Origin of the sequence: Halorubrum sp. Eb13 (assembly GCF_002252895.1) — an archaeon.
GTDB lineage: Archaea > Halobacteriota > Halobacteria > Halobacteriales > Haloferacaceae > Halorubrum.
Map to the genome: position 1 here is coordinate 1 of NZ_NHPE01000082.1, position 22835 is coordinate 22835.

Consider the following 22835-nt stretch of genomic DNA (forward strand, 5'->3'; position numbering starts at 1 on the left):
GACGGCGACGAGGAGGCGTTCAAGAAGCTGAACGAAGCGTACGAGGTCCTGAAGAACTGAGCGGCGTCGGTGTTGCCGTCACTCCCGACCGTCGGTGTCGCCGTCACTCCCGACCGTCGGTGTCGCCGTCGGCCGCCGTCTCGATCGCCTCCGCGACCGCGTCCGCCGCCGCCGACAGCTCCTCTCGCGTGTTAACGTTCGTGAACGTCCGTTCCGTCGTCCGCGAGCGGATCGCCTCGTCGCCGACGACGACGCGGTCCAGCTCGTCCAGCGCCGCCAGTACCTTCCGGTCGCCGCGGGCGAGCGCGCGGTCGCAGGCGTCGGCCATCGCGTCGGCATGGTAGACCGCCTGCGTCGTCTGAAGCCATCGGTCGTCGAGCCGCGGGACCGCCGCCTCGCGCCCCGCCGCGTCCTCGCGGAGAGACGCGAGGAACCCCGGGTCGACGAACGGCATGTCGCAGGCGACGACGGCGACGTACGCCGAGGGGGCGGCCCGGCAGGCGTTGCGGATCCCGGCCGTCGGCCCGAGGTCGGGCTCGTCGTCGAGCGCCCACGTCACCGGGAGCGCGACCCCCTCCACGGCGGCCGCGATCGCCTCGCGCTGGTCCGGCCGGCAGTTGATCACGAGGTCGTCGACGACGGGGTCGCCGCCCGCGGCGCGGGCCGCGCCCGGCGGGACCGGGTCCCCCCGCCCCGCGAGCCGGTCCGCCACCCGTCGGATCATGGGGGTTCCGGCGAGCGCGGCGACTGACTTGTCGCGGTCGCCGAAGCGGGTCGAGCGACCGCCGGCGACGATGGCTCCGGTCGTCATGACCGGATCTGCGACGGCCGATGACTTCGGCGTTGCGGTGGCGACGAACGGCGGGGTTTCGGGGTCGAATCCCGGCCGCCGAGCGAATCGGTATCCCGGCGAAAGCGACCCGTTAAGTGCCCGGCGACCCACGGATCCAGTATGGCAGAGGCCACCGATCTGGAGGAGCTGAAGCGGGGGACCGAACTGGTCAAGCGCGGCTTCGCGCTGATGCAGAAGGGCGGCGTTATCATGGACGTCGTCAACCGCGAACAGGCCCGCATCGCGGAGGACGCCGGCGCGGTCGCCGTGATGGTGCTGGAGCACGTCCCGGCGGACATCCGTAAGCGCGGCGGCGTCGCCCGGATGCCCGACCCCGAGCGGGTCCCCGAGGTCATCGACGAGGTCTCGATCCCGGTGATGGGGAAGTCGCGCATCGGCCACCGGAAGGAGTCCGAGATCCTGGAGGCGCTCGGCGTCGACATGATCGACGAGTCGGAGGTGCTGACGCCCGCCGACGACGAGTACCACACCGACAAGCGCGACTTCGCGTCGCCGTTCGTCTGCGGGGCCCGCAACCTCCCCGAGGCGCTCCGTCGCATCCGCGAGGGCGCGGCGATGATCCGCACGAAGGGCGAGGCCGGCACCGGCGACGTCAACCAGGCCGTTCAACACCAGCGCACCATCAAAAACCAGATCCGGACGCTCACCGGCCTCAACTACGAGGAGCGCGAGAAGTGGGCCCGCGAGCACGGCGCTCCCCGAGACCTGGTCCACGAGACCGCAGAGGCCGGTCGGCTCCCGGTCGTCAACTTCGCCGCCGGCGGGATCGCGACCCCGGCCGACGCGGCGCTGATGATGTACCACGGCTGTGACGGCATCTTCGTCGGCTCCGGCATCTTCGGCGCGGAGGACCCCGCGGCGATGGGCACCGCCGTCGTCGAGGCCGTCAACAACTGGGACGACCCCGAGGAGCTCGCCCGGATCGCGAGCGGCACCGGCAAGGGCATGAAGGGCCAGTCCAACGAGGACATGCCCGAGGAGGAGAAGCTGCAGGGCCGCGGCGTTTAAGTAGCGAGCTTCGATTTCGGTGCGGGTTCCGCGGACGACGGGAGCGCCGGATATGTGTGAATCGCCGTCACTGAAGCCAAAACGGACGTTTTAGCGACCGGAACTATTACTCACCGGAGGCGAAATAGCAAGCGTATGAACCGACGAGGCTGCCTCTCCGGAGTCGCGGGGTGTCTCGCGGCGACGCTCGCGGGGTGTACCCGGGGAGCCCCCGATGAGGACGGGGGAACCGCCGGCGACGGCGCCGAGACCCCCGGGACGGGCTGTGCGCAGGACCCGGCGACCGCCGGCGACGACGAGGAGCGGTTCCTCGCGGCGAACGAGACCCCCGAGAGCCCCGGTGCCCGAGAGCTCTTAGCCGCCGTCGAGGCGGAGACCGACGGGCTGACCCGGTTCACGGACGACGACGGCACCGAGCGGGTCGGGTTCGATGAAGGCGGAGACGTCTGGGAGCTCAGGTATCGCGGCGCCCCCCACGCCGGGGAGGACCGGTTTCGAGGAGAGATCTCGGCGTTGTCCGCGGCGTTCGCGTCGAACCCGCCGGACGGCGTGTCGCTGTGGGCCACCTCGCTCCACGAGTGCACGACCGGGACGTGGCACGTCTGCGCCGAGGCCGCGGCGGCGTTCGATCGCGGAGAGCTCGGCCGAGAAGCGTTCGTCGACAGGGTCTGGGACACCGCGGAGATCGAGAACAACTGTTGAGCGCGGCTCGTGGCCGACGAGCCGGCGGCTCGCCGTCGACGACCCGGCGTCCGGTCACCGCCGGATCGCCTACCCCTCCAACACCGTCGACCCTTTTCCGATCCGGGTCTGGTAGGCGCGGGCGTCTATCCCGGCGCCGGAGAAGGCGTCGAGCATCGCGGCGGCGACTCCTCGCCGGCGGTCCTCGCGGCAGACGGCGATGATCGCGGGCCCGGCGCCGCTGACGGTGACGCCCGTCGCCCCGGCGTCGAAGGCGGCGGCGCGCACCTCGTCGTAGCCCGTTATCAGGCGGGCGCGCTCCGGGGTGACGACCGGGTCGGACATGCCGGCGCCGACGAGGTCGGGGTCGGAGCGGCACATCCCGATCGCGAGCGTCGCCGCGTTGCCGACCGTCTCGACGAGGTCCTCCATCGGCGCGCTCTCGGGGACGACCCGACGCGCGTCCCGAGTGGAGACCGCAACGTCCGGGAGACAGACGACGAGGGGGACCGCGGCGTCGACCGCGTGGGTCGCCTCGCTCGTCGTCACCGTGAATCCGCCGAGGATCGAGGGGGCGACGTTGTCGGAGTGGGCGACGCCGGAGACGACCGCCTCCCCCTCCGCGGCGATCGGGACCAGCTCCGAGCGGGAGAGCCCCCGGTCGTACAGCCGGTTGAGCGCGACCGCGGCGCCGGCCGCGCTGGCGGCCGAGGAACCGAGCCCGGAGGCCGGGCGGACCCCCTTGTCGATGTGGATGCGCGCCGGCGCGTCGAGGGCCTCGACGACCGCGCCGACGGTGTTCTTCTCGGGGTCCTCCGGGATGTACTGCGCGCCGACCCCGGTGACCTCGATCGTCGTCTCCGCCGCCTTCTCGACGGTGACGACGTCCGCCGGCCGGGTGAGGGCCGCGCCGAACACGTCGAACCCGCTACCGAGGTTCGCGCTCGTGGCGGGTGCCCGTACCGTGACCATGGCGAGGAGTGTCGCCCGGGGTGCAAAAAGGAGCGGGATCGAACAACGACGGACGGGATCGGCGACCGCCTCCGACCGCGCCGCTGGGCGGGGAACGAGCGAGGAGAGCGGAGACGCCTGAAACGAGTCGCGCGCCGGTCAGCTGTCGGCCATCGTCCACAGCAGCGTGCCGATGAGGATCAGCGGGATACCGATCAGGATGTACGTCTTGGGCATCGTCGTGTACGGCGCGACGAGGAAGATCAGCCCGAAGCCGCCGAAGACGGAGGCGATCACGCGCTGGGACTTCAGCGGCGCGGCTCCGAGCAGCGAGACGATGAACCCGAGCAGTATGACGTGCCCGAGATGGTAATCGAGCAGGAACGTGTCGATAGCCAGCGGCGAGAGCATTCTTGTCCGAAGGTGCGAGGGATTCGCGCATTAAAGTTCCGTTTCTCGCGAGACCGCCGAGGGACGGGCCGACATCCCCCACCGCCCGTTATAAGGACCGGCGGCGTGACCCCCCCACCGTGCGACTCGTTCAGGTCATGATCCCGGCGGGGAAGCGCGCGGCCGTGGTCCGGGCGCTCGACGACGAGGGCGTGGACTACGTCGTCACCGACGAGACGAGCGGGCGCGAGTACACGGCGGTCGCGACGTTCCCGCTCCCGACCGCCGCGGTCGAGCCCGTCCTCGAACGCCTCCGCGAGGCGGGGATAGACGAGAGCACCTACACGGTCATCGTCGCAGCCGAGACGGTCATCTCCCGGCGGTTCGAGGCGCTCGAGGAGGAGTACGAGCGGGAATCCGAGCGCGGGGGCGACCGGATCTCCCGGGAGGAGCTACAGGCGAAGGCGGACGACCTCGCGTCCGGTGTCGGCACGTACGTGTTGATGACCGTCATCTCGGCGGTGATCGCGACAGCCGGCCTCCTGCTCGACTCGCCGGCGACGGTCGTGGGGTCGATGGTTATCGCTCCCCTGATCGGTCCCGCGATGTCGGCCGCGATCGGCACCGTCGTCGACGACGAGGACATGTTCAGGCGCGGCGTGCGGATGCAGGTGCTCGGGGTCATCGTCGCGGTCGCGGCCGCGACGCTGTTCGCGTTCGTCCTGCGGACCTTCGCCTTAGTGCCGCCCGGGCTCAACCCGCTCGAACTCGCCGAGGTGTCGGAGCGGCTCGCCCCGAACGTCCTGGTGCTCGTCGTGGCGATCGGCGCCGGGATCGCCGGGATCGTCTCGCTGATGACGGGCGTCTCCGCGACGCTGGTCGGCGTGATGATCGCGGTGGCGCTCATCCCGCCGGCGGCCGCCGTCGGCATCGGGATCGCGTTTCGGATCCCCCGGCTCGTGGTCGGCGCGGGCGTGATCGTCGCGGTGAACGTCCTCTCGATCAACCTCTCCGCGCTGGTGATGCTGTGGTACGAGGGGTATCGGCCGCAGCGGTGGTTCCGCGAGGACGACGCGCGCGCCGCCTTCGTGAAGCGCGCCGCGATCCTCGTCGCCGCCATCGCGGTGCTGTCGGTGTTCCTCGGCGGCGTCACCTACGATTCGTACGTCGCCTCCACGACCGAGTCGGACATCCGAACCGCCGCGAGCGACGAGTTGGCCGCGATGGACGCCGGGATGGAGCTGATCGAACTCGAGGTCGAGCGGGGCGGGAGCGTCCCGCCGCTCGACACCGAGCGCGTGGTGGTCACGGTCGGGGCGCCGCCGGGCGTCGGCGTCGGGGGGATCGCCGAGGCGCTCGACCGCCGGATCGAGGCGACGATCGGCGAGGACGTCCGGGTGGAGGTGCGGCTCGTGACGATCGAGCGCGCCTGACGCCGCGGCGCGCGGCGCGCGTTCCGGACGTTCGGGCGTGCCCGTCGCGCGTTCGTGCAGAAATGCGGGGATATCAGTGGCGAAACGTGACGTTCGACGGTTCTGACGGCCACTGGCGGAAGAGGAAGTACTTTTTAACAGCGCCGCAGACGGTAGGGACAGTGACCGATTCGAAACGGCCCGACGACGATTCGATGCGCGAGGTCGTCGAGCGCTCCCGGAGCGGGGCGCCGGCGGTCGGCGAGGCGGTCCGGGACCGCTTCTCGTCGGACGAGGTGTTCCAGCGGATCGTCGCCGCCGCGGACGAGGAGGTGACCTCGGGCGGGCGCGAGCTGTTCTTCAGCGGCGTCGCCGCGGGGCTGGCGATCACGATCACGTTCATGCTGTACGTCTCGCTGACCGCCGCCACCGACGGCCACCCGATACTGAGCGTCCTCCTCTATCCGCTCGGCTTCGTCTACATCATCATCGGCGGCTACCAGCTGTACACCGAGAACACGCTGCCGCCGGTGGCGCTGACGCTGGAACGGCTCGCCAGCCTGCCGACGCTGCTGCGTCACTGGGGGATCGTCCTCGCCGGGAACTTCACCGGGGGCGCGTTCGGCGCGGTCGTGCTCTCGTACGGCGGCGTCTTCTCCGAGGAGGGCGCCGTCGAGTCCGCGATCTACATCTCGACCGGCGGGCTCGACGTCGGCTTCTGGCCGCTCTTCTTCAAGGCCGCGATGGCCGGCCTCATCGTCGCCGGCGTCGTCTGGGTCGGCTTCGCCTCCACCAACTCCGTCACCCGACTGCTCGTCGTCTACCTCGCGTTCCTCGCGATCCCGCTCGGGAACCTCTACCACGTCGTCGTCTCGTTCACCGAGGTGCTGTACCTGCTGTTCGCACAGCAGCTCGGGCTGTACACCGGCGGCATCACTCTTCTCGGCGGGCTCGGCGGCTTCGTCCTCCCGGTGCTGCTCGGGAACACGATCGGCGGGGTGGTGCTCGTCACGCTGGTGAACTACTTCCAGACCAGCGAGGAGCGGTTAGAGGAAGCCCGCTTCGAGGGAATGACCCGCCGGCTGACGGTGCCCGAGTGGGTGCTCGGTCGGGCCGCGGGGCGCTCGTACGTCCCCATCCTGGACGCCACGGAGGCCACGCTGTTCGCCAACGAGGGGTACCGGATCATGGTGCCGATCACGAACCCGCGGACCGACGGCCCCATCGTCGAGCTGGCGAGCCGGCTCGCCAGCGACCACGAGGACGGGCTCGTCCACATCGTCCACGTCGTCCAGGCGCCGGAGCGGATGTCGCTGTCGGCCGGCGCGGGCCGGATCGCCGACGTCTCGGAGGAGGGGATGGCGGGGCTCCGCGAGACCGCCGAGGGGTACGACGTCGACGTCTCGACGTCGACCGTCGTCTCGCACCGCTCGTTCGAGGAGGTGTTCAACATGGCCCGCCGGACCCGCCCGGAGGCCGTGCTGATGGGCTGGGGCGAGGACCAGCTGTGGAGCGCCGCCCGCGCGGAGCGCCCGATCGACGAGCTCACCAACCAGCTCCCCTGCGACTTCCTCATCCTGAGCGAGAGCGACCTCGACACCTCGCGCGTCCTCCTCCCCACCTCCGGGGGGCCGGACTCCGGGCTCGGCGCGGAGGTCGCGAGCGTGCTCTCGCGGACCGCCGGCGCCGAGGTGTCGCTGCTACACGTCGTCGACGGCCCGGAGGACCGCGCCGCTGGCGAGGGGTTCCTCACCAACTGGGCGGCGGAAAACGACCTCGCGGGCGCGAACAAGATCGTCGACGACGGCGGCGACGTCGAGGGCGCCATCGCGCGCGAGGCAGAGAACACCACCCTCGTCATCATCGGCGCGACGGAGAAGGGGCTCCTCTCCAGGCTCGTCTCGGACTCGCTGCACCTGGACGTGATCCACGACGTCGACTGCTCGGTGCTGCTCGCCGAGCGCCCCAGCAGCCGCTCGATCCGCGATCGGCTGTTCGGATCGGGACGGCGGGTCACCGGGCCGCCCGACGGCGGCGTCGAGCGCGACGACGGCGCGTCGCGGGGCGCCGAGCTCTCCGGCCCGGACGATTCCGGCCCCGCACCGCTCGCGGCCGTCGGCTCTGACGACGGTGGAGACGCCGCCGACGAGGGGGCCACAGAGCAGCGCCCCGACGACGAGCCGAGCGAGTCGACGGTGATCACCGACCACGTCGGTCCGGACGACGAGGAGGCGGGCGGCGACGGGAGCGACGGGGCCCCGCCGGAGCCCTCGGTCGTCACCGACCACGACGACTCGGACGACGAGGAGGCGGACGGGGAGAAAGCGGACGGCCGCAGAGACGCGACGGACGACGCGGCGTGATCGATCGCGGCGCGGGGCGACGCGCCCGATAGCGCAAACGGCTCTTTGTCTCACCGGCGACTTATTGTTGGTTCCCGGCGACGGCTCGCACATGGACCGAAGACTGATGACCGCGGCCGGGCTCGTGCTGCTCGTCGCGCTGGCGGGCTGCGCGGGACTCCCCGGCTCGACGGGAGACGCGGGGACCGCCGCGAACGCGGCCCCGGGAGAGGAACCGGCGCTCGACAGGAGCATCGAAGTGACGGCGGACGGCGTGGCCACGGCCGAGCCGGACCGCGCCACGATCCGCGTGGCGGTGACCGCGACGGGCGACGACTCGGCGGCGGTCCGCGACGAGCTCTCCGCCGCGGACGAGTCGCTCCGGGCGGCGCTGACCGACTGGGGGCTCACCGAGGACGACATCCGGACCGAGCGCTACGACGTGCGCGAGTCCTACGAGACGCGGGACAATCCGGACCGGACGACGTATCAGGGCGTCCACAGCTACGCGCTGACGATCGACGACGTGGACGCGGTCGGGGAAGTCATCGACGTCGCGATCGACGGGGGCGCCGACGAGGTGGAGCGCATCGAGTTCGGGCTGAGCGAGGAGCGCGAGCGCGAGGTGCGCGCGCAGGCGATCGAGAACGCGATGGCGAACGCCGACGGCGACGCGGCCGTGCTCGCGAACTCCAGCGGGCTCGAGGTCACCGGCGCGTACCGCGTCTCGACCGCGGACGCCGGAGTGACGCCGTACCGGGTCGCCGAATCCGCGATGGCCGGGGGCGGCGACGGCGGCGACGCCGCGACCGGGGTCGAGACCGGCGACGTGAGCGTCCGCGTCAGCGTCAACGTCGTCTACGGCGCGGAGCAGGCCTAGACGACCGAGCCGGCGCACCGGTTCTCACGGCGCGCCCCGGATCCGCCGGGCGTCGAAACGGGAACGCGGCTTTTAGCGGCAGAAACGTCCGGTACGTGCCTGAATCGCCGTATTTAAACCGCGGATGCTCCACTGAGAGTCGTCCGACAGATACATACGGAAGTGATCGGATCGTAAAACTATGCCGGACGATTACAACACAGAGAGCATCGATCGACGTAAAATTCTTAAAGGAGCCGCTGCCGCCGGTCTCGTCGGCATCGCGGGCTGTTCGGGAGACGGCGGCGACGGGTCCGACGGTGGCGACGGCTCTGACGGGTCCGACGGGAGCGACGGCTCTGACGGTGGCGACGGCGGCGACGGCGGAAGCCGCCTGAGCTGGCACGCGGGCGGGACCGGCGGGACCTACTTCCCGCTCTCGAACGAGGTCAAGACCATCGTCGAGGCGAACACCGACTTCTCGCTGAACGTCCAGTCGACGGGCGCGAGCGTCGAGAACGTCGGCAGCCTCGCCGACGGGTCGGCCGACTTCGCGCTGATCCAGAACGACATCGCCTCCTTCGCGAAGAACGGGACGGGCATCGACGCCTTCCAGGACAACGCGATCGAGAACCTCCGGGGCGTCGCGACGCTGTACCCGGAGACGATCACGCTCGTCACGCTGGCGGAGAACGACATCTCCTCCGTGGGGGACCTCAGCGGCGCGACGATCAACACCGGCGACCTCGGGTCGGGGACGCAGGTCAACGCGCTACAGATCCTCGAATCCGTCGGCATCACCGACTACAACGAGCAGAACGCCGGCTTCTCGCAGGCGTCCGAACAGCTCGCCAACGGCGACATCGACGCCGCCTTCGTCGTCGGCGGCTGGCCGGTCGGCGCGATCGAGGACCTCGCGAACACGAACGACATCGAGATCGTCCCGATCAGCGGCGACAACCGCGAGGCCGTCAAGGAGGACGCCTCCTGGTTCGCGAACGACACCATCCCCGGCGGCACCTACACCGGCGTCGAGGAGGACGTCGAGACCGTCGCCGTGCAGGCGATGATCGCCACGAACGCCGGAGTGCCGGCCGACACGGTCGAGACGGTCACCGCGGCCATCTTCGACAACCTCGGCGAGCTCACGATCAAGACCGACTTCATCACCGTCGACAGCGCGCAGGACGGGATGTCCATCGAGCTGCACGAGGGAGCCGCGGCCTACTTCGACGCGTAGGCGCTCCGACGACGGCCCCGACGCGGGCCGTCCGCTCGGAGGGAGCCGCGGGCGAGTCGTATCGGTTCCACTGCGGGACGCGCCCCGGTCGATCGCGGGGGACCGCGCCGCCGACGGCCGGTCGTGCCCTGTTTGAAACTGCTTCACGAGCTGTCCGAACTCGACACCACCGGAATCACTCGAAGACATGGGCCGCCTTTCTCAGCCGAACGTCGGTGCCGCGATCCTCGCGATCGGCGTGCTCGCGATCGCCGTCGCCGCGGCGACCGCTCCGGTCGGGGCCGTCCTCGTCGTCGAGGACATCGAGACGGGCGAGCGGTACGTCACGGCGGAGGTGAGCGACGGGAGCACGGTCGCCCTCGAGTACACCCACAGCGTCGAGAAGTCCCGGGTGTACGACGAGTACCGCGTCGACGGGGAGACGCTCGTGAACACCCGGATGGAGTTCGAGTCCTACGGGTGGGGGCTGCCCGCGCGCGTCAACGTCACGAACGTGAACGGGACGCTCGTCTACGAGCCCGACGAGCCGATCACGGTGCTCGACGAGCTCTCCGTCTCGCCGGGGCGGATCGCCGACCACACGCTGATCGTCGATGACCGGCGATACGACCTCGTCGCGGTGACGGACGGCAACGACGTGAGATTACACATCGAACGACGGTCGCCTCTCGAGATGATCCAATGACCACGACCCATCGAACGGACGGCGGTATCGACGACCCGAACGACGGCGGCCCCGAGGGCAACGGGCCAGGGGGCGACGACCCGGGCACTGGCGCCCCGCCTGACGACGGGACGGACGAGGAGATCTCCCGCGAGGAGGCGGACGAGCTGATCCAGGAGATCGAGCGCCGCCGATCGCTGCGAGGGGCCGCCGCGGTGGCGGTCGCGGCGATCGGGATCGCGTTTTCGGTATTTCAGCTGTTCCTCGCCGCGCGGAGCTTCACCTTCACGGTCTGGCTTCCGACCGTCGAGTTCGCGGGGATCTCGCTCGCCCCCTGGCAGGTCTCGCTCCAGCTCCTGCAGGCGAACGCGATCCACGTCGCCTTCGCGCTCGTGCTCACCTTCCTGCTGTTCCCGGTGAGCACCGGTGACGGGTTCGTCGCGCAGGCGTTCGGTCGGATCGCGCCGGCGGCGTCCCGGCGCCTCGGTGAGGAGAATCCCGTCACGCGGCTGCTCGAACGGGGTCGGGCGGGGGTGCGCTGGGCGTTCCTCGACCCCGACCGCGACCGGGTGGCTCCGGTCGACCTGGTGTTCATCGTCGCGGCGTTCCTGTCGGCGTTCTACTTCCTGACGGAGTTCGCCGAGATCCAGAACATGCGCGTCTTCGGGGTCGACTCGGGACGACCGATCACCGAGGTGTACGCGTTCCTCCAACCGCTGCTCGGCGGCGTCCCCTTCGTGAGCGAATACTCTTACGCGATGATCCTGGGCGTGACCGGCGTCCTGCTGGTGTTGGAGGCCACCCGCCGGACGCTCGGCCTCCCGCTGATGATCATCGTCGCCACGTTCATCGTCTACGCCCGCTGGGGGTACCTCATCAGCACGGGCACGCCCTTCCTCGGGCTGCTCGCGATCCCGGAACTCACCTGGCCGGACATCGTTCAGAACCTCTGGTACAACACCGAGAACGGTGTGTTCGGCATTCCGGTGACGGTGTCGGTGAGCTTCATCTACATCTTCATCCTGTTCGGGTCGTTCCTCGAGATGAGCGGGGCGGGCCAGTGGTTCATCGACCTGGCGTACGCGCTCACCGGGGGCCGCAAAGGCGGCCCGGCCAAGGCGAGCATCCTCGCCAGCGGGTTCATGGGAACGATCTCGGGGTCGTCGATCGCCAACACGGTCACGACCGGCGCGTTCACGATCCCGCTGATGAAGCGGTCGGGCTACTCGCCCGAGTTCTCCGGCGCCGTCGAGGCGTCCGCGTCCTCCGGCGGGCAGATCCTCCCGCCCGTGATGGGTGCGGCCGCCTTCCTGATGGTCCAGTACACGGCGACGCCGTTCGCCGACATCATCATCATCGCGACGATCCCGGCGATCGTCTTCTTCTTCGGCGTCTGGGTGATGGTTCACCTCAAGGCGGTCCAGGCGGGGATCGGCGGCGTGGCCGGCGAGGACACCGTGGACCTCTGGAGCCACCTCAAACGCGGTTGGTTCTACCTGGTCCCGATCGCGCTCCTCCTCTACTACCTCATCATCGAGCGGCTCTCGGTCTCCCGGTCGGCGTGGTTCACGCTCGTGGCGCTCGTCGGGCTGATCGCGCTCGTCTCGGCGTACAGCGAGGAGACGCGGCTCCGCCTCCTCGCCGTCTTCGCGGCGATCGTTGGCGTCGAGCTGGCGAGCTACGCGGTGGCCGGCGTGAACGTCGTCGGCCTCGTCACCGGATCCGGCGGTGCTGGGCTCCCGCCCGCCGAGGCGGTCAGCGCCTTGTTCAGGGGGATCGAGTGGTACGCGATGCTCGCGGGGGTGCTCACGCTGCTGTCCAAGCCCGACCTCGACGCGTCGCTGCTCGATCTGAACCCCTCGGTCCGGGACGCCGCCGAGACGGTCGGCGACCGGACCGGCCGGGACCTGGAGGACAGCCAGCCGTTCAAGCTCGGCACCTTCGTGGTCACGTCGATGGAGCAGGGCGCGCGCACCGCGGTCCCGGTCGTGGTCGCGGTCGCGGCCGCGGGGATCATCCCCGGCGTCATCAGCGTCTCCGGGCTCGGTCCGAACCTGACCTCGCTGCTGCTGGCGCTCTCGGGCGGATCGATCGTGATCATGCTGCTCGTGACGGCCGTCTCGAGCATCATCCTCGGGATGGGAATGCCCACGACGGTCACCTACATCATCCTCATCTCGATGCTCGCGACGCCGCTCGTGGAGTTCGGCATCCCGCTCCTGGCCGCCCACCTGTTCATCCTCTACTTCGGCGTGATCGCCGACATCACGCCGCCGGTGGCCGTGGCGGCGTACGCCGCCAGCGGGGTCGCCAAGTCCGACCCGTTCGAGACCGGCGTGAAGGCGTTCTCGCTCTCGCTGAACAAGGCGATCGTCCCCTTCGCGTTCGTCCTCGCACCGGGGATCGTCCTGTTGCGCGAGAAGGCGAACGCCGCCGATCTGCCGCTCCGCGAACGGTACCGCGTGATCGGGTTCCAGGACCTCGCCGAGCTCTCCTACTCGATCCCCGAGATCGTCGTTCCCGTCGTCGGGGTCTTCCTCGGGGTGATCGCGCTCGGCGCGACCGTCATCGGAACGCTGTACACGCGCGTCGGCCGCACCGGTCGGGCCGTGTTCGCACTCAGTTCGCTGCTGCTGATGGCGCCGAGACTGCTTTCCGAGACCGTCTTCGACGCGCTCGGGCTCGTCGGCGTGAGCGTCTCCGTCGACGCGCTCCTGCTCGACTTGACGCTCCGTGCCATCGGGTTCGCCCTGTTCGCGGCGCTGACCGTCCGTAACCGTCGGGAGGCTGAGAGCGAAGGCAGCGGGGGAGACGAAGCCGGTGCCGAGTCGGAGTCGCCCGAGATCGCCTCCGGCGTCGACTCGGCCTGATCGGGCGACCGACCCGGAGAATTCCACGAGAGGGCCGTCGTCAGGCCTCGTAGCTGGACGCCGTCAGGCCTCGTAGCTGGACGCCGTCAGGCCTCGTAGCCGGCCATCTCCATCACGGACGCGAACTGCTCGGTGTCCGTGACGCTCTCGTACACTATCCCGCCGATCATGCCGCCGGGGTAGGTGTCGCCGTTCATCGCGTGGTTCACCTTGTGGCAGTGGAGCGCGTACACGCCGGGGTCGGCGCCGGCATTGAACTCGATCGTCTTCCGCTCCGCGGGCGCGATGGGGATCACGTCCTCGCGGTGCCGGGCGGCCTCGGGGATGACGCCGCCGTCCTTCTCGACGACGGTGAACCCGTGGTTGTGGGTGTGCATCGCGTGCGACTCGTAGCCGGCGTTGACGTAGTGGATCCGCACCCGGTCCCCCTCCTCGACGATCAGCGGCGACCCCTGCTCGGGGTGGAACGTGTACGGCGCGGAGCGACCGTTCACGGTGAACGCGTCGGGGTTGCGGTCGCGATGACTGAACGAGACATCGCCGCCGGCCATCGAGGCGGAGAGGCGCGTGTCCCAGTCTTTGATCGTCATGAACGCCTCCTTGTCGGGCGCCTCGTACCCCTCGGGGTCGACGCGGAGGATGCCGTACATCCCCATGTCGAGGTGGTTCTGCGTCTGGTAGTGACAGTGGTACAGGTGCGTTCCGGGTTGGTTCGCGGTGATCTCGTAGGTGTGCTCCTCGCCCGGGGCGACCTGCTGACCGGTCGTCGTCGGGACCCCGTCGTCCATCCAGCTCTTCGAGAGCCCGTGGACGTGGAACGTGTGCGGCCGGTTGTGCTCGGTGTTGTCGTAGGTGATCTCCATCTCGGTCCCCTCGGTCACCCGGAGCAGCGGGCCGGGAACGCTGGGGTCCGTGTCCGGCGTCTGCCACGCCCAGACCTCGGGCAGTTCCCACGGGCCGCCCTTCGTCTCGTCGCCGAGCAACCGGTGACGACACGGCGTCGTGGACACCGTGATCGCGCCGTCCCGCTCGTCGAGGTCGATGGTCGTCCGCGGCGTCGTGTACGGGTGGTCCGTCTCCACGCCGGTGGCGTCGCTCCCGGACCACTCCGCGACCTGTTCGGCCGCCGCCTCGCCGCCGCCGGCCGCGTTCTCCGCCGCCGCGGTGCTCTCGGCCCGCGGGGCGCCACAGCCCGCGAGCCCGACCGTTCCGAGCGCCGCGGCCGCCGAGAGGAACCCGCGTCTGGAAGCCGTGCGTCGACCGCTGTCGTCCCATTCTCTCGTCATGGCCGAACATGAGCGGAGCGTTAACTTAAGGGTAAAACCGGATCCACAGGGTGTGAGAACGCGGTCCGCGGCCGGTTTATTTATATAGTCTGGAAACCGGGGAGGGTTTCTTCGGGGTTCATCCCCGGACCGCACGAGCCGGGCGTCGCCGACTCGGACTACTCCTCCGTCTCGGGTTCGCCGGTCTGCGTCGGACTGCGCTGAATCCCCCTGAGGTACCGGTACACCGGGTACACGTACTCCTCGATCGGCCCCTGGACTCCGCGCGGGCTCGAGTACACTAACACCGGCACGCCGCTCCCCTGAGCGAGTTTGATCACGTTGTCGGGGGTGCTCCCGAAGACGCGGCGCCGGAGGCGACGCGTCCGGGTGGCCCCGATGAGCAGGATACCGCCGTTCTCGCTCGCTTGGTCCACCAGCCCGTCGGCGATCGTCTGGGCGGTGATGTTGTGGATCCGGACCGACGAGGCGTGCGGAAGCCCGGAGACGGTCGCCTCAGCGTTCTCAGGTCGGCCCTCGCCGCCCTCCGGCGTGATGTTGATGACGTGGATCTCCGCGTCCTGCTCGCCCATCCGGTCGATGAGCGAGAGCAGGTCCATGTGGTGCGGGCCGCCGCCGGCCCCGATGTTGACCACGTCGAGGGACTCCGGCTCCAGCACGCCGCTCGCGAACAACACCCCGCACGGGGACTTGTACTCCACGTGTTCGGCGACCTCGGTGTGCTCCTCGGGGTACCCCATCAACACGAGGTCCGACTCCTCGTCCCGCGCCGTTTGGACGATGTCGAACCCGACGTCCCGGCAAGTGTGTCCCTCGACCGCGTAGGGCACGTCGAGGTCCTCGGCCGCCAGCAGGTCCTGGATGCGCCGCACCCGACCGCGGGTGATCTCCTCGACCGCCTCGTACGGCGTCTGCTCGGGGATCTGCGTGACCGTCATCACGTCGACGAACGTCTCTCCCGGCTGGTACTCGCCGATCGCCGCCGCCAATCGGACGTACCGGACGGTCCGTTCCGGCCGCGCGACCGGGACGAGGATGCGGAACGAGTCCTCGCTCGGCACCTCGGGGGCGCCCGCCGACACGTCAGTGGGTTCTTCGGCGCCGACCTCTGCCTCGGGCGCTCCCTCGGTCTCCGCTCGGCCCCCGGGCTCGGTCGACGGGACGACCTCTTCGTACAGCTCGTCCATGTCCGGTTCGCCGCCCCAGATCAGGTACGCCGCGAGCATCCCGAGGACGAGCAGGACGCCGACGATGACGCCCTTGACCGGGAGATTAGTGATGAGCGCGACGTTCGCGAGAATCCCGACGATCGGGATCAGCGGAACGCCCGGGACACGGAATCCGCGGTCGAGGTCCGGGTGCCGGCGTCGAGAGTAGATGAGCGCGATGTTGACCACGGAGAGCGGCAGCAGCAGGTTCAGCGTCGCGAATCCGGTGAGCGTCGTCAGCCCCAAGTCGGTGAGCGTGAGCGGCCCGAGCGCCGGCAACGACACCGTGAGATCGAACGGGACCGCGCCGCCTTCCGCCGGGAACAGCCCGATGAAGACGACGATGAGCGCGACGATCACTCCCGTCGCGGTGGTCACGCTCCAGAACGGGGTGCCGTACTGCCGGTGGATGCGCGAGAACGGCCGCGGCGCCTGGCCCTGCCGACCCATCAGCGACCCGATTCCGCTGGCCGCGAGGATGCTCGCGTTCGAGGCGCTCACCATGCTGAAGATGGCGCCGGCGACGATGAGCGAGCGACCCGCGGGGCCGAGGAAGCCGGCGGCGACGCGGCCCATCGCGGTCTCGCCCTCCTCGGCGATGACCTCGGCCGGGACCGGCGAGTTCACCATCGAGACGATGACGAGCGCGTAGAGGACCGTCACCGTGACGATGCTCGCGCCGATCGCGAGCGGGACCGTGCGGCGGGGCTCGATGATCTCCCCGGCGCTCGCGGCGATCGCGGAGAACCCGAAGAAGGTGATGAACGCCAGCGCGGCGATCGTGACGATCCCGACCGGGTCGGTCGTGAACCCGGCCGAGAAGTTGCCGACGGCGACGGCCGGGCCTCGGAACGCGAAGGCGCCGCCGACGAACGCGAGGAGGACGGCCACCTTCGCGCCCGTCACGAACAGCTGGAAGGTCCCGCTCTCCTCGGTCCCCCGGGCGTTGAGCGCGCCGAGCAGCAGGGCCGCGAGCACGCCGGAAGTCCCGTGAGGGAGGACGTGGAGCGACTCCGGGAGAATGAATCGAACGACCCACTCGTCCATCGTCGCGAGGTAGAAGGCGGTCGTGCCGGTGTAGCCCAAGAACAGCATCGCGCCGACGACGTAGATCAGCGTGTCGTGTTCGAAGGTCCGCGAGGAGAACAGGTAGCCGCCGCCGTTCTCGGAGTAGATCGACGCGAACTCGGAGTACGACGCCGCGGTCAGGCCGGCGACCACCGCCGCGAGGACGAAGGCGATCACTGCGCTACTCCCGATCTCGGCGACGGCCGTGCCCGACAGCGAGAAGATCCCCGCCGCGATCATCGTCCCGAGCCCGATCGCGTAGGCGATTTTGAAGTCGAGCGTCCGGGTGTGCTCTACCATTGCACTCCGATCCGGAATGAGCGTACCAAAAACTATTGATCCCTCATACGCCCCCGGGAGCGATTGTCGAATCCGAACGCCCATCGGATTTATTCGGCTCCGCCGCGACCGCGAAGCCATGCGCGTCGGCATCGTCTCCGACACCCACGACGACCTCGCCGCCGTCGAGGCGGCCGTAGCGCTGTTCGACCGCGAGGGCGTCGACGCCGTCGTCCACTGCGGCGACTTCGTCGCGCCCTTCTCCGTGACCCCGTTCGACATCGGCGGCGACGACCCCGACGCGGGCTTCGACTTCCACGCCGTCCGCGGCAACAACGACGGGGAGTGGGCGGTGCAGACGACCGTCGAGGCGTTCGGCACCTACCACGGCGAGGCCGGAACGCTCTCGTTCGGGGACGGGAGCACCGAGAGCGCCGGCGACGGGGACGGCGAACGCGCCGGCGACGAGGGCGCCGTCGAGGTCGCGGTCACTCACGGGACGAGCGGCGTCGTCGTCGACGCCCTCGTCGACTGCGGCGACTACGACTACGTGTTCCACGGCCACACCCACGCGCACGGCGTCGAGGAGCGCGGCGGGACGGTCCGGGTGAACCCCGGCGGCCTGCCCATCCCGGTCGACGGCGCGGACGACGAGTTCCGCGTCGCGACCCTCGACGTCGGGGCGGACGCCGACGGGGCGACCGGCGTCGACGCGGTGACGCACCACGCGCTCGATTTATAAATAGCGCACCGCGGCACGACGGGACGCGACCCGAACGCGACGCCCCGAGCGACGCACTAACGCGCGTTTGTGTCATCGGGAGCCTTTTGAGGTGTCAGAGGAAGAAGGTGTATGGACAGACGCGCGTTCCTCGTCGGAGCGGGCGGGGCGGCGAGCGCGCTCGCCGGGTGCACCGACCTCGTCACGCTCGGCGACGGGCGGGTCGCCAAGCGCGACCTCCCGGAGCGGCCCGCGGACCCGACGCCCGAGTCGGTCGCGGCGTACGTCGCCGAGTACGAAGAGGTCCACGCACACAACCGCCACGCGAGGGACGGGGCGAGCGAGGTGACCGTCGACGCCGTGGCGACGTTCGACCACGCCGCCGGCGACGAGCACTTCGCGACCGCTCAGCACGCCGGTACGGCCTACTACGAGGACGACGGCGCCCGGTCCGTGGGGGAGCTGTACGGTCGACCGGTGCCGTACCTCGTCGCCCCGGACAGGACGCTCCGGATGCCGGTCGAGCGGCGGCGGGTCGGAACCGGCGCGTCCGGTCGTCCGCCGGACGAGACCGCGTCCCCGCCGCTCGGCGTCCGGCTCTGCAACGTCACCGACGACCCGCGCGAGTTCGTCGTGACGGTCGTCCGGCGGAGCGCTGCGGACGGTGGAGGCGGCGTCGGCGGCGATATCACCGACGAGAGCGACGGCCCGGTCCTCTCGACGACGGTCGAGCTCGATCCGGAGAGCGCGGTCGAGCTCCTGGAGGTCACCGACGTCCGCGGCGGCTACCGCGTCACCGCCAGCATGGAGGACGACGGCGTCACCGGACAGGGCCGGATCGAGGTCGGGCTGCCGAGCGCCGACCGCGGCCCCAACGTCGACGTCATCGTCGGCGAGAGCGGCGTCTCCGCGTGGCACCTCCCGTCGTTCGAGGGGATCTGAGCGGTCAGTCGTCGCGGTCAGTCGCCGGCGTCGCCGTCGGCGCCGCCGTCCGCCGGGAGGTCGGCGGCGTCCGCCGCCTCGACCCCCCGGAACTCGAAGCGCGCGCCCCCGCCCGTCGCGTCGACGAAGTCGACCGACCAGCCGTGCGCGTCGGCGACCTCCGCGACGATCTTCAGCCCGAATCCGGTCCCGTCCTCGTCGGTCGACACGCCCGCGTCGAACGCCTCGTCGCGCACCGCCTCGGGGATACCGGGCCCATCGTCGGCGACGTAGAATCCGGGCTCGCCGGCGGCGTCGAGCGCGCCCACCTCGACGCGGACCCCCGCGCCGCCGTGAGCGACCGCGTTGGCGAACAGGTTCTCGACGGCCTGCCGGAGCCGGCTCCGGTCGGCCCGGAGCGGGAGGTCGTCGGCGAGGACCAACTCGGCGTCGGCCGTGTCGACGTTCGCCCAAGACTCCTCGGCCAGCGCCGACAGCGACACCGCCTCGGTCTCGTCGATCGCGGTGCCCTGTTTGGCGAGCGTCAGCATGTCATCGACGAGCGCGCCCATCCGGTCGAGCGATCGGGCGACCGTCTCGAGCTCCGGCGGGACCGCCCGCTCACCCTCCAGTCGAGTACGGATCAGTTCGAGGTTGCCGGCCGCGACGTTGAGGGGGTTGCGGAGGTCGTGTGAGACGAGGCTGGCGAACTCCTCGAGCCGATCGCGCTCGCGGGCGACCTCCGCCTCGCGGGCCCGGAGCTGTCGCTCCCGCTCGATCCGGACGAACACCATCGTCACCGTCGCGGCCCAGATCCGCGCGATCGCGAGGTCGGAATCGTCGAACGCGTCGGACTCGGTGGCGCCGACGTTGATGACCCCGTAGCGCCCGAGCGGGAGCACGAGCTCGCTCCGGATGGGCGAGTCGGGGTTGTACCGGTCCGGGTCCGTCCGGATGTCGGCGACGTACTCCGGCTTCCCGGAGTCGAACACCTGCCAGGAGATGCTCCGCCCGTCGGCCGAGAAGACGGGGTGCTCGCCGACGACCTCGTCGGCCGCGTCGGTCCACACGTGCGGCTCCAGCGCGTCCCGGCTCTCGTCGTACAGCCAGATCCCCGCGATCGGGTGGCCGAGCACCTCCTCGACGTACTCGACGGCCGCCTCCGCGGCGACCTCCCGGTCGGTCGTCTTCAGGAGGTCCTGCGTCGCCTCGTGGAGCGACTCCAGCGTCCGCGTTCGGCGCCGGAGCTCCGCCTGTCGCGCCCGCTCCTCGCGCACGTCGACGACCGTGACGACCAGGTACGCCTCGCCCGCCCTCTCGAACGGACCGAGGCTGATCGTGACGGGGATCTCGGTGCCGTCCCGCCGCCGCGCCGTCAGGTCGAGGCTCGCGGCCATGGACCGCGGCTCCGGGTCGGCGACGTGGCCGTACAGCTCGGCGCCGGCCGAGCCGCCGCCGGCGTCGTAGAGCAACCGCTCGACGTCGGTGCCCTCCAGCTCCGCCGGCCCGTAGCCGAGCACGGGCTCGACGCGGGGGTTGCCGGCGCGGACGACGCCGTCGGTGTCGACGATCAGCACCGGGTCGGGAAGGCCGCCGAGCGCCTCCGGGAATCGCTCCATCCGTTTCACTTCTACTCTTCGGCCGGCTCGTGGACGTGCCCGCACTCGGGACATCGGACCTCCTCGCCGCGGAGGCCGGCCGAGGAGGCGCGCACCTCGCGCATCACCTCGCTGATCTTGTCTTCGGCCTCCAGCTCGTCGGCGACGGCGAGGTCGACCCCCTCGACCTCCAGGAGGAACTTCGCGACCTCCGTCACCTCGTACATCATCTCGTCTAAGTCCTCGGCGGTGAAGAAGCCGGACATCGCGCCGTAGAGGAACGTCGCGCCCGCCTTCGTCACCTTCTCCTCGAAGGAGTAGCGCGCCTGGTTGACCGCCTGCGGCGTGTACGTGTCGGTCATGAACGGGACGAGCTCCGGGAGGTTCTCGCCGATCTTCGTCATCTCGACGCCCGTCTCGGTTCGGAAGTCGGCGCAGAGCCGAGCGATCGCCCACTCCCGGGCCGTGACGTACGTCCGGTCGCGGAGGAAGTCGTTGACCCGCTCGTAGCGGGCGCCGTCCATCTTCTTGAACCGCTCGTACTTGCGGACCTCCGGCGGGACGTCGGGCGTCTCGTCGTCCGCGGTATCGCCGTCGGAGGCGCCGTCATCGAAGGCGTCGCCGTCGGAAGCGTCGCCTTCACTGGGCGTCACGTCGCCCGTCCCGTCGGTCGAGGGGCCGGCGGCGTCGCTCGGAGCGGCGGCCTCGTCGAGGGGCCCCGGAGCCCCCTCGTCGTCGGTCGACGGCTCGCGGGCGGGGTCCGACCCGGCGTCGGCGTCGTCCGACGCGGGACCGGGCTGGTCGTTCATGTCCGTATCAACCTGACCCCCGGACAAAAGGGTTGTCGCTGGAAGCGGCGGCCGCGCTCCCGCGACGCCGGACCGCCCCCACGGAGATCCATTTTTGTACCGTCGTGTGGACGTGGGTCGTATGAAGGTGCTCTGCGGGATCGGCGGCAGCGACGACTCGTTCCGCGCGCTCGACCGGACCGTCGAGCGCGCGGCGGTCGCGAACGACGACCTCACGGTGGCGGTGGTCGACAACGATGACTCGGCGGTCGCCCAGGCGGAGGTGATGGAGCGCGCTCGGGAGGCGATCGACGACGCCGGGATCGACGCCGACGTGAGACGGGTCGAGGGCGATCCCGGGAGCCGACTGGTCGAGATCGCCGAGCGGGAGGAGTTCGAGGCGATCGTCCTCGGCGGCGGGCACACGAGCCCGATGGGGAAGATCACGCTCGGACCGATAGCCGAGTTCGTACTGTTGAACGCCAAGACATCGGTCACGCTGGTCAGATGAGCGATCGACGCTACCCGGAGACGGTGGCCGACGGCTTCCCCGCCCCTCCCACGGAGTTCACCGACCGGGAGGACCGGACCGTCGAGATCCGACCGTACGAAGACACCGAGGACGCCTACGAGTCGCTCGTCGCGATGTACGACGCCTTCGACCCGTCCGACCGCGCACAGGGAATCCCCCCCGGCGGGGAGAAGCGCATCCGAGAGTGGCTGGACGCGATCCTCGGCGACGACTGCTACAACGTGCTCGCGTGGTGCGGCGACGAGGTCGCCGGCCACGCGACGCTGGTGCCCGACGGCGACGCCTACGAGCTGGCGATCTTCGTCCATCAGGAGTACCAGCGCGCCGGGATCGGCACCCACCTCATCCGCGGACTGCTCGGCTACGGGCAGGCCGAGGGGGTCCGGAAGGTGTGGCTCACCGTCGAGCGGTGGAACCGCGCCGCCGTCTCGCTGTACAAGAAGATCGGGTTCGAGACCTCCAACGCCGAGAGCTTCGAGCTGGAGATGGGGCTCCGGCTGAACGAGGACGATGGCGACGAGGACGAGGGCGACGGGGACGGGGCGTAGCCCCGCCGGCGCGTCCGCCGAGCGTCTCGCCGTCCCGGTCCCATCGCTCGCCGGGATCTTCAAGCCTTTACGTGCGGCGAGCGAGCGCTCGGGTATGAGCCATCGGATCCTTCTGTTGGGGGCACCCGGCGCCGGAAAGGGGACGCAGAGCGCGAAGCTCGCCGAGGAGTACGGCGTCGAGCACGTCACGACCGGCGACGCGCTCCGCGCGAACAAGGACATGGAGACGGAGTACGGGACGCCGCGCTCGTTCATGGAGGCGGGCGAACTCGTTCCCGATCCGGTCGTCAACGAGATCGTCCGGGCCGCGCTCGACGAGGCCGACGGGTTCGTCCTCGACGGCTACCCGCGAAACCTCGACCAGGCCGAGTACCTCTCGGAGATCACCGACCTCGACGCCGTGATCTACCTCGCCGTCGACGAGGAGGTGCTCGTCGACCGGCTCACCGGCCGCCGGGTGTGCGACGACTGCGGCGCGAACTACCACGTCGACTTCCAGCCGCCCGAGGAGGCGGGCGTCTGCGACGAGTGCGGCGGCGAGCTGGTCCAGCGCGAGGACGACACGGAGGAGACGGCCCGCGAGCGGCTCCAGGTGTTCTACGACAACACCGAGCCC

General features: G+C 70.3%; 20 protein-coding genes. 13 read left to right on the top strand and 7 right to left on the bottom strand.

The features are described 5' to 3' along the window. Positions 1-103: 103 nt before the first annotated feature. Positions 104-811, bottom strand: a complete 708-nt coding sequence (locus DJ75_RS09040; protein WP_094524161.1) for a molybdenum cofactor guanylyltransferase — start codon at positions 809-811, stop codon at positions 104-106. Between the two features lie 141 nt (positions 812-952). Here DJ75_RS09040 and pdxS point away from each other — a divergent pair, with 141 nt between their 5' ends. Both pdxS and DJ75_RS09050 read left to right on the top strand, forming a co-directional pair. Beyond that, entirely contained in the window at positions 953-1861 is a 909-nt protein-coding gene (gene pdxS, locus DJ75_RS09045) for a pyridoxal 5'-phosphate synthase lyase subunit PdxS (RefSeq protein WP_094524162.1), read from the top strand. A gap of 135 nt (positions 1862-1996) precedes the next feature. After that, positions 1997-2563, top strand: coding sequence for a hypothetical protein (locus DJ75_RS09050; RefSeq protein WP_094524163.1), 567 nt, complete (start codon positions 1997-1999; stop codon positions 2561-2563). Between the two features lie 69 nt (positions 2564-2632). On the opposite strand, the gene DJ75_RS09055 is transcribed toward DJ75_RS09050, so the two are convergent. After that, positions 2633-3514: a homoserine kinase gene (locus DJ75_RS09055; RefSeq protein WP_094524164.1), complete on the bottom strand. Its 882-nt coding sequence runs from the start codon at positions 3512-3514 to the stop codon at positions 2633-2635. A gap of 138 nt (positions 3515-3652) precedes the next feature. Then, positions 3653-3904 (bottom strand): hypothetical protein, encoded by a 252-nt coding sequence (locus DJ75_RS09060; RefSeq protein WP_094524165.1) that lies wholly within the window; start codon positions 3902-3904, stop codon positions 3653-3655. Between the two features lie 137 nt (positions 3905-4041). Here DJ75_RS09060 and DJ75_RS09065 point away from each other — a divergent pair, with 137 nt between their 5' ends. The 6 genes from DJ75_RS09065 (at position 4042) to DJ75_RS09090 (ending at position 13270) form a co-directional block, all read left to right on the top strand. Beyond that, on the top strand, positions 4042-5316 hold the full coding sequence (locus tag DJ75_RS09065) for a TIGR00341 family protein (protein ID WP_094524179.1): 1275 nt from the start codon (positions 4042-4044) through the stop codon (positions 5314-5316). A 194-nt stretch (positions 5317-5510) separates the two neighbouring features. After that, positions 5511-7658 carry a formate/nitrite transporter family protein gene (locus DJ75_RS09070; RefSeq protein ID WP_176451433.1) on the top strand — a complete coding sequence of 716 codons (2148 nt, stop codon included), beginning with the start codon at positions 5511-5513 and terminating at the stop codon, positions 7656-7658. A 91-nt stretch (positions 7659-7749) separates the two neighbouring features. Further along, positions 7750-8517 carry an SIMPL domain-containing protein gene (locus tag DJ75_RS09075; protein WP_094524167.1) on the top strand — a complete coding sequence of 256 codons (768 nt, stop codon included), beginning with the start codon at positions 7750-7752 and terminating at the stop codon, positions 8515-8517. Between the two features lie 181 nt (positions 8518-8698). Next, positions 8699-9736, top strand: a complete 1038-nt coding sequence (locus tag DJ75_RS09080) for a TAXI family TRAP transporter solute-binding subunit (protein ID WP_094524168.1) — start codon at positions 8699-8701, stop codon at positions 9734-9736. A gap of 187 nt (positions 9737-9923) precedes the next feature. Then, complete coding sequence (locus tag DJ75_RS09085; RefSeq protein ID WP_094524169.1) at positions 9924-10421, top strand: DUF1850 domain-containing protein; 498 nt, start codon at positions 9924-9926, stop codon at positions 10419-10421. After that, positions 10418-13270 (top strand): TRAP transporter permease, encoded by a 2853-nt coding sequence (locus tag DJ75_RS09090; protein ID WP_094524170.1) that lies wholly within the window; start codon positions 10418-10420, stop codon positions 13268-13270. The genes DJ75_RS09085 and DJ75_RS09090 overlap by 4 nt, the downstream gene beginning before the upstream one ends. A gap of 86 nt (positions 13271-13356) precedes the next feature. On the opposite strand, the gene DJ75_RS09095 is transcribed toward DJ75_RS09090, so the two are convergent. Together DJ75_RS09095 and DJ75_RS09100 are read right to left on the bottom strand one after the other, a co-directional pair. Next, complete coding sequence (locus DJ75_RS09095) at positions 13357-14556, bottom strand: multicopper oxidase domain-containing protein (protein ID WP_094524171.1); 1200 nt, start codon at positions 14554-14556, stop codon at positions 13357-13359. A gap of 158 nt (positions 14557-14714) precedes the next feature. Further along, positions 14715-17132: an amino acid permease gene (locus tag DJ75_RS09100; RefSeq protein WP_094524172.1), complete on the bottom strand. Its 2418-nt coding sequence runs from the start codon at positions 17130-17132 to the stop codon at positions 14715-14717. 118 nt (positions 17133-17250) lie between these two features. Here DJ75_RS09100 and DJ75_RS09105 point away from each other — a divergent pair, with 118 nt between their 5' ends. Continuing rightward, on the top strand, positions 17251-17853 hold the full coding sequence (locus DJ75_RS09105; protein ID WP_094524173.1) for a YfcE family phosphodiesterase: 603 nt from the start codon (positions 17251-17253) through the stop codon (positions 17851-17853). A gap of 111 nt (positions 17854-17964) precedes the next feature. Then, positions 17965-18774 (top strand): hypothetical protein, encoded by an 810-nt coding sequence (locus tag DJ75_RS09110; protein ID WP_094524174.1) that lies wholly within the window; start codon positions 17965-17967, stop codon positions 18772-18774. 17 nt (positions 18775-18791) lie between these two features. Here the strand turns inward: DJ75_RS09110 and DJ75_RS09115 are convergent, their stop codons facing one another. Together DJ75_RS09115 and DJ75_RS09120 are read right to left on the bottom strand one after the other, a co-directional pair. Further along, on the bottom strand, positions 18792-20372 hold the full coding sequence (locus DJ75_RS09115; protein ID WP_094524180.1) for a GAF domain-containing protein: 1581 nt from the start codon (positions 20370-20372) through the stop codon (positions 18792-18794). 11 nt (positions 20373-20383) lie between these two features. Next, positions 20384-21160, bottom strand: coding sequence for a DUF5806 family protein (locus DJ75_RS09120; RefSeq protein ID WP_094524175.1), 777 nt, complete (start codon positions 21158-21160; stop codon positions 20384-20386). Positions 21161-21281: 121 nt separating this feature from the next. On the opposite strand from DJ75_RS09120, the gene DJ75_RS09125 reads away from it, so the two are divergent. The 3 genes from DJ75_RS09125 to DJ75_RS09135 form a co-directional block, all read left to right on the top strand. Beyond that, entirely contained in the window at positions 21282-21650 is a 369-nt protein-coding gene (locus tag DJ75_RS09125) for a universal stress protein (RefSeq protein ID WP_094524176.1), read from the top strand. Then, positions 21647-22219 (top strand): GNAT family N-acetyltransferase, encoded by a 573-nt coding sequence (locus DJ75_RS09130; RefSeq protein WP_094524177.1) that lies wholly within the window; start codon positions 21647-21649, stop codon positions 22217-22219. Before DJ75_RS09125 ends, DJ75_RS09130 begins: the two co-directional genes overlap by 4 nt. A 94-nt stretch (positions 22220-22313) precedes the next feature. After that, the coding region (locus DJ75_RS09135; RefSeq protein WP_094524178.1) for an adenylate kinase at positions 22314-22835 on the top strand (522 nt) is incomplete at its 3' end.